Raw genomic sequence first — 6,827 nt, 5'->3', positions numbered from 1 at the left:
TCCGGCGCGCGAGCTGATGGCGCTGACCGCGCTACCGGCGCTTGCGCCGGGCCGGAGCGTGGCGGCGTCCTGCCACGACGCCGACGAACTGGCGCAGGCCCAGCGCCTGGGCGTGCATTTCGCCGTGCTGGGCCCGGTATGCGCCACCCAAAGCCATCCCGGCGCGGAGGGGATGGGCTGGGACCGGTTCGCCCTGTTGCGCGAAGGGGTGTCGCTGCCGATCTACGCCATCGGCGGCATGAAGCCCGCCGACCTGGCCATTGCCCGCCGGCATGGCGGGCAGGGCGTGGCGGGAATTCGGGGGCTTTGGCCGCGTTGAGGCACGGGTGTGGCGGTCCTCGCGCGCTGCGCGCGTTCCCGCAGGATGGCCCTCAGGCCCGGGTCGCCAAACCCAGGTAGCGCGCGTGGAGCCGGGTCACGGCGGCCTCCAGCTGCGCCAGCGAACCGTCATTGACGATCACATCGTCGGCAATCGCCAGGCGCTGCGCCCGGCTGGCCTGCGCCGCCACCATGCGGCCGGCGAATTCGGGCGTGCTGCCGTCGCGCTGCTGCAGCCGGGCGATCTGGACTTCGGTGGGCACGTCCACCACCAGCACGCGGCCCAGCCAGGGATACGTCGCCTTTGCGCCGCCCTCGGCCAGCAGCGGGATGGCCGCCACCACATAGGGACCCGCAGCCTGGTCGCAGGTCGAACGCAGCCACGCCCGAATGCGCGGGTGCAGCACCCCCTCCAGCGTGGTCTTGGCCGCGGGGTCGGTGAACACCCGTTCGCGCATGGCCGCGCGGTCCAGTCGGCCATCGGGCTGGATGAAGGCCGGTCCGAACAGGGCGGCCACTTCCGCCAGGGCGGGCTGGCCGGGCTCCACCACGGCGCGCGCCGCCACGTCGGCGTCGGCGACGGTGATGCCCAGGGCTTCGAAGGCGCGGGTGGCCGCGGATTTTCCGGAGGCCACGCCGCCGGTCACGGCGACGATGAAGTCCGCCACGGCCTCAGGCCAGGCCGGCCCAGCTGCGGTAGGCCTGGATGATCTGCGGCCCCCACATCAGCTGCACCCAGCCGGCCGCGGCCAGGTAGGGGCCGAAGGGAATGGGCGTGGCGCGGTCGGCGCCGCGCATCGCAATCCAGGCCGAGCCGAACACGGCGCCGATCAGGGACGACATCAGCACGATCGGCAGGATGCCGCCCACGCCGCACCAGGCGCCCAGGGCGGCCAGCAGCTTGAAGTCGCCGTAGCCCATGCCTTCCTTGCCGGTCAGCAGCTTGAAGCCCTTGTAGACCGTCCACAGGCTCAGATAACCGGCGATGGCGCCGAAGATGGCGTCGGTGGGCGAGGCGAACAGGGTGATGGTGGACAGGCCCAGGCCGATCCACAGCAGGCTCAGCGTGAGCTGGTCGGGCAGCAGGGTGGTGCGCAGGTCGATACCCGACATGGCCACCAGCAGGCCGGTGAACGTGAGGGCGGCCAGCAATTCCAGGCTGGCGCCGAAACGCCAGGCACAAGCCGCGAACGCGATGGCCGTCAGCAGTTCCACCACCGGGTACTGCAGTGAAATGGACGTGCCGCAGCCCCGGCAGCGGCCGCGCAGCATCAGGTAGCTCAGCACGGGGATGTTTTCCCACGCGGCCAGCTTGTGGCCGCACTTGGGACAGGCCGAGCCCTGCACGACGATGCCGGGCGGGGCGGGTTCGTAGGGCTCGGGAAGCTCCAGCAGCTCCCGGCTTTCCCGGCGCCACTGCCACTCCATCCAGGGCGGCAGGCGCAGGATCACGACGTTCAGGAAGCTGCCCACGAGCAGGCCGAACAGGGCCGCCAGCAGGATGATGGTGGCGGCGGGGAGGGTTTCGATCAGCGCCAGCACGTAATCAGACAGCCGCCGCCAGCTTGAAGATCGGGAGGTACATGCCGATCACCATGCCGCCTACCAGGACGCCGATGACGACCATGATCAAGGGCTCGAGGAGGCTGGTGAGGGAGTCGACGGAGTTGTCGATCTCCTGTTCGTAGAATTCCGCGACCTTCAGCAGCATGGTGTCGAGCGCGCCGGCCTCTTCGCCAATGGCGGTCATCTGCACCACCATGTGCGGGAAAAGATTGACCTGCTTCATCGCCACGTTCAGCTGGTAGCCGACCGACACGTCATCACGGATCCGCATCACGGCGTCGTTGTACACGATGCTGCCCGTGGCGCCGCCAACGGTCTCGAGCGCTTCGACCAGCGGCACGCCGGCCTTGAAAGTCAGCGCCAATGTGCGGGCGTAACGTGCGATGGCGGACTGGTGCATGATTTGGCCGAGCACCGGCACCTTCAAGAGCATGCGGTCCACGGTGCGCTCCAGCGCCGGCGACCGCTTGTAAATGAACAGGAAACCAAAGATCGAGCCGGCGACACCGCCCAGGATCGCCCACCACCACGCAATCATGAATTCAGAGGCGTTGACGATCATCTGCGTGAAAGCGGGCAGGTCCGCACCAAAGCCCTGGAATACCGCCTTGAACTGGGGCACCACGTAGATCAGCAGGATGGCGCTCACCAGCATGGCGACCGCGATCACGGCCGCAGGATAGAACAGGGCCTTCTTGATCTTGCTTTTCAGCGCCTCGGTCCGCTCCTTGTAGGTAGCGACGGTGTCCAGGATGGTGTCCAGTACGCCTGCACTCTCACCGGCCCGGGTGAGGTTGCGGAACAGCGCGTCGAACTGGACCGGGTGCTTGGCCATCGCCTCGCTGAGCGAGCTGCCGCCGGATATCTGGTCGCGGATGTCGTTGAGCATGTCGCGCATGCGGGGGTTGTTCTGGCCTCCCGCGAGGATCTCGAAGCTTTGCACCATCGGCACGCCGGCCTGCAGCATAGTGGCGATCTGGCGGGCAAACACGGCGATGTCCTGCGGTGTGATGGCTTTGCCGGAGCTGCCGAAGAGTGGCTTGGATTTTGCCCTCACCACCGTCGGGTTGATGCCCTGCTTGCGCAGTTCGGCGCGCAGCAGGTTGGCGTTCTTGGACGTGGTTTCGCCCTTCATCTTCACGCCGCGCTTGTCGGTGCCTTCCCAAGTGAACTGTTCCATCACGTTGGTGCGCGCTACGGTGGGTTTGGCAGCAGTCGTCGCCATGGCTTAGTCCTTCGTCACACGGTTGATTTCGGCCAGGCTGGTCACGCCGTTCCGCGCTTTCATCAGGGCGGATTGGCGCAGGTCGCGGACACCCGCGTCCTGGGCGGCCTGGGCGATCTGGAGCGCGTTGCCGCCCTCCAGGATGATGGCCTGGATGTTCTCGGCCATGGGCATCACCTGGTAGATGCCCAGGCGGCCCTTGTAGCCGTCGTTGCAGTCTTCGCAGCCAACGGCCTCGAACAGCGTTACCCCGGCCTTGATGTCCTCGGCGGTGAAGCCTTCGGCCAGCAGGGCGTTTTCCGGCAGCACGATGGGCTTCTTGCAGGCGTCGTGCAGCCGGCGCGCCAGGCGCTGGGCGATGATGATGGTGACCGACGAGGTGATGTTGTAGGGCGCAATGCCCATGTTCATCAGGCGCGACACCGTCTGCGGGGCGTCGTTGGTGTGCAGGGTGGACAGCACCAGGTGGCCCGTCTGGGCCGCCTTGATGGCGATTTCGGCGGTTTCGAGGTCGCGGATTTCGCCCACCATGATCACGTCCGGGTCCTGGCGCAGGAAGCTGCGCAGGGCCGCGGCGAAGGTCATGCCCTTCTTCACGTTCATCTGCACCTGGTTGATGCCCGGGACGCGGATTTCTACCGGGTCTTCGGCGGTGGAGATGTTGCGCTCGTCGGTGTTGAGGATATTCAGGCCCGTGTACAGCGACACCGTCTTGCCCGAGCCGGTGGGCCCGGTGACCAGGATCATGCCGTAAGGCTTGGCCAGGGCGTCCAGGTAAAGCTTTTTCTGGTCTTCCTCGTAGCCCAGCTTGTCGATGCCCAGTTTGGCGGCGCTGCCGTCCAGCAAGCGCAGCACCACCTTTTCACCAAACAGCGTGGGGCAGGTGGAAACGCGGAAGTCCATCTGCTTGGTCTTGGAGACGTTCAGCTTGATGCGGCCGTCCTGGGGCAGGCGGCGCTCGGCGATGTCCAGCTGCGCCATGACCTTCAGGCGGGCGGTGATGCGCGGCTGCAGCTTCACCGGCGCCTTGGCCACGGTCCGCAGGATGCCGTCCATGCGCAGGCGCACGCGGAACTCGGTTTCGTAGGGTTCGAAGTGGATGTCCGAGGCGCCGCGCTTGATCGCGTCGACCAAAACCTTGTTGACGAACCGCACCACCGGCGTGTCGTCGCCGCCTTTGGTATCGGCGATATTGTCGTTGGCATCGTCGTCGCCGCCGCTGGACTCCAGGTTTTCCAGCCCCTCGGCGTCGTCCATGCTGTCGCCCATGCTGTCGCTGGCGGTCAGCGCAAGTTCGATGGTGCGGCGCAGCTTGTCCTCGTCCACCAGGATGGGTTCGACAGTGAGGTTGGCGGCGAACTTGATCTCGTCCAGGGCGCGGGTGTTGGTGGGGTCGGCGATGGCAACGAAAAGGCGGTTGCCCCGCTTGAACAGGGGCAGGGCCTGGTGCTTGTTGATCAGCTCTTCGCTGATCAGCTTGGTGGCCGCCTGGTTCAGGTCCAGCGTGGTGCTGTCGAACAGCGGCATGCCGAACTCGACCGCGTTGGCATTGGCGATATGGGCCGCCGTGACCAGCTTCTTCTCGAGCAGGTAAAGGTGGACGGGCCGCTTCTGCTTGCTGGACTCGTCCAGGGCCTTGCGTGCGTCCGCCTCGCCCAGGGCGCCGTCCAGCACAAGGCGCCGGGCGATGCCGGTGATTCCAACCAGGTTGGCGGTGGCGTTGGCGTTCACTCTGCTCCCCAGAGCCGCGCGGGTGCGGCAACTGTAACCGAAAAATGGCCCTTGGCCAGCCTCTTGCAGCACATTCTTCGTGTCAGCAGGGGGATTGGATAAAGTAAGCTGGCCGCAGTGAGCATAGGGGGAATGACCGTGAGAGTAAGTGTGGTCCTGCCTGCCAAAAACGAGTCCGAGGGCCTGCGCAGGACACTGCCGGCGCTCAGGCAGTGTTTGCCGGACGCCGAGATCATCGTGGTTGACGATGGGTCCACCGACGATACCGCGGCCCTCGCGACCAGTCTGGGGGCCCGGGTGCTGGCTTCACCCTACTCCATGGGGAACGGCGCGGCCATCAAACGTGGCGCCCGGGCGGCCACCGGCGAGGTGATCGTTTTCATGGATGCCGACGGTCAGCATGATCCGGCCCTGATCCAGGGGCTGATGGCCCGGTTGGACGAGGGCTATGACATGGTGGTCGGCGCTCGTGACGGGGACGGACAGGCCAATGTTGGCCGGGGCCTGGCCAACGCCTTCTACAACCGCTTGGCCAGCTGGATGACCGGCCACCGTATCCTGGACCTGACTTCCGGCTTGCGCGTTGTCCGCGCCGACCGGTTCCGCGAATTCCTTCACCTGCTGCCGAACGGCTTCAGCTACCCGACCACCAGCACCATGGCCTTCTTCCGCAGCGGTTACCCGGTGGCCTATGTCCCGGTGCGGGTAGGTCGCCGCCTGGGCACCGCGAGCCATATCCGCCCGATCAAGGACGGCATCCGCTTCCTGCTGATCATCTTCAAGATCGCCACCCTGTACTCGCCGCTCAAGCTGTTCGCGCCCGTGGGGGCTGGATTTTTCCTGCTGGGGCTCGGCTACTACAGCTACACGTTCCTGACCCAAGGCCGGTTCACCAACATGAGCGCGCTGCTTTTCAGCGCGGCGGTCATCGTGTTCCTGATTGGCCTGGTGTCGGAACAGATCACGTCCCTGACTTACAACCGCCCGCCTGGGCCATGAAGCCGCTGCGTTCGTGGCTGAAATGGGCGGCGAGGACGCCGCTGCACCCGCAGTGGTTGTTGGGGCGCCGGGCCCTGCCGGTTGGCTTGCCCGGCTTTGCGGGAAGCCTTCTGGATATCGGTGCGGGTGACCGCTGGATCGAGGGCAAGCTGCCGATCCCTGTGAACTATGTCGCTTTGGACTTTCCTGCCACGGGCCGAGACCTCTATGCAGCGACGCCAGACGTTTACGCCGATGCGGCGCGGCTGCCGTTCGCGGATGCCAGCTTCGACGGCGTCCTGTGTCTGGAGGTGCTTGAACACGTGAGGGACCCGGCGGCCGTCATGCTGGAGATCGCCCGCGTCCTCAAGCCTGGCGGCAAAGGCTGGCTTTCGATGCCCTTCCTGTATCCAGTGCACGATGCCCCGTTCGACTTCCAACGCTTCACCGAGCACGGTGTGCGCCGGGATGTCTGCCGGGCCGGGCTTGAATTGACGCGATGCCGTCCTTCGCTTCACGCCGCGCGCAGCGCGGGCCTGTTGGCCAGCTTGGCGGTGGCAGGGGGTGTCAAGGCCAGTCCCCCGGCTTTGGCCGCGCTGCTGCTGTTTCCCGCGGCCGGCATGGTGCTGGCCATCAACCTGCTGAGTTTTGCCTTGAGCCTGGCGTGGCCCGACTGGACGGCCCTTTCGGCCGGGCACGATTTCGAGGTGCGTCGTCCGTGAGCCGCGACACAGTCCTGATCGTCACCACGTCTTTCCCGCAGTCCGGCGACGGTAGCGAGGCGGCGGGTGGTTTCGTGGCCGACCTCGCCCAGTCTTTGCACGGCCACCTGCCTGTGCGCGTCGTGGCACCGGGTGCGCGCGAGGTCGTCGAGAAGCTTCCGAGCGGAGTCGAGGTTCATCGCTTTGCGTCTCCCGGGCGGCCGCTGTCGCTTCTGTCGGCGGGCCGGCCAAGGGACTGGCCATCCATCGTTTCGACGCTACGGTCGCTGCGCCGCCAGACACTAAAG

The 6,827-nt window shown here is 66.4% G+C and carries 8 protein-coding genes; 4 read left to right on the top strand and 4 right to left on the bottom strand.

Features of this window, described 5'->3' with window-relative positions; translation table 11 throughout:
• Positions 1–319: thiamine phosphate synthase (locus K0M70_RS12685; protein WP_290782487.1), on the top strand; the 319-nt coding region annotated here is incomplete at its 5' end.
• Positions 320–371: 52 nt separating this feature from the next.
• Here K0M70_RS12685 and coaE read toward each other — a convergent pair.
• From coaE to pilB, 4 genes are read right to left on the bottom strand one after another with little or no spacing between them, the layout of a single operon-like run.
• Positions 372–986: a dephospho-CoA kinase gene (gene coaE, locus K0M70_RS12680; protein WP_290782485.1), complete on the bottom strand. Its 615-nt coding sequence runs from the start codon at positions 984–986 to the stop codon at positions 372–374.
• A gap of 4 nt (positions 987–990) precedes the next feature.
• Positions 991–1,857, bottom strand: a complete 867-nt coding sequence (locus K0M70_RS12675; protein WP_290782489.1) for an A24 family peptidase — start codon at positions 1,855–1,857, stop codon at positions 991–993.
• Positions 1,858–1,864: 7 nt separating this feature from the next.
• Positions 1,865–3,109: a type II secretion system F family protein gene (locus tag K0M70_RS12670; protein WP_290782484.1), complete on the bottom strand. Its 1,245-nt coding sequence runs from the start codon at positions 3,107–3,109 to the stop codon at positions 1,865–1,867.
• Between the two features lie 3 nt (positions 3,110–3,112).
• A complete protein-coding gene (gene pilB / locus K0M70_RS12665) occupies positions 3,113–4,840 on the bottom strand; it encodes a type IV-A pilus assembly ATPase PilB (RefSeq protein ID WP_290782482.1) in 1,728 nt (575 codons plus the stop codon).
• A gap of 132 nt (positions 4,841–4,972) precedes the next feature.
• Between pilB and K0M70_RS12660 the strand changes: the two genes are divergently transcribed.
• The 3 genes from K0M70_RS12660 to K0M70_RS12650 form a co-directional block, all read left to right on the top strand.
• Positions 4,973–5,839 carry a glycosyltransferase family 2 protein gene (locus K0M70_RS12660; RefSeq protein WP_290782480.1) on the top strand — a complete coding sequence of 289 codons (867 nt, stop codon included), beginning with the start codon at positions 4,973–4,975 and terminating at the stop codon, positions 5,837–5,839.
• Complete coding sequence (locus K0M70_RS12655; RefSeq protein ID WP_290782478.1) at positions 5,836–6,540, top strand: class I SAM-dependent methyltransferase; 705 nt, start codon at positions 5,836–5,838, stop codon at positions 6,538–6,540. The genes K0M70_RS12660 and K0M70_RS12655 overlap by 4 nt, the downstream gene beginning before the upstream one ends.
• Positions 6,537–6,827 (top strand): hypothetical protein (locus tag K0M70_RS12650; protein ID WP_290782476.1); only part of this gene is annotated, 291 nt, incomplete at its 3' end. The genes K0M70_RS12655 and K0M70_RS12650, both read left to right, overlap by 4 nt.

This window comes from Arenimonas sp. (genome assembly GCF_019459675.1).
In the GTDB taxonomy this organism is placed as follows: domain Bacteria; phylum Pseudomonadota; class Gammaproteobacteria; order Xanthomonadales; family Xanthomonadaceae; genus Arenimonas.
This window is presented reverse-complemented; position numbering and strand designations above follow the sequence as displayed.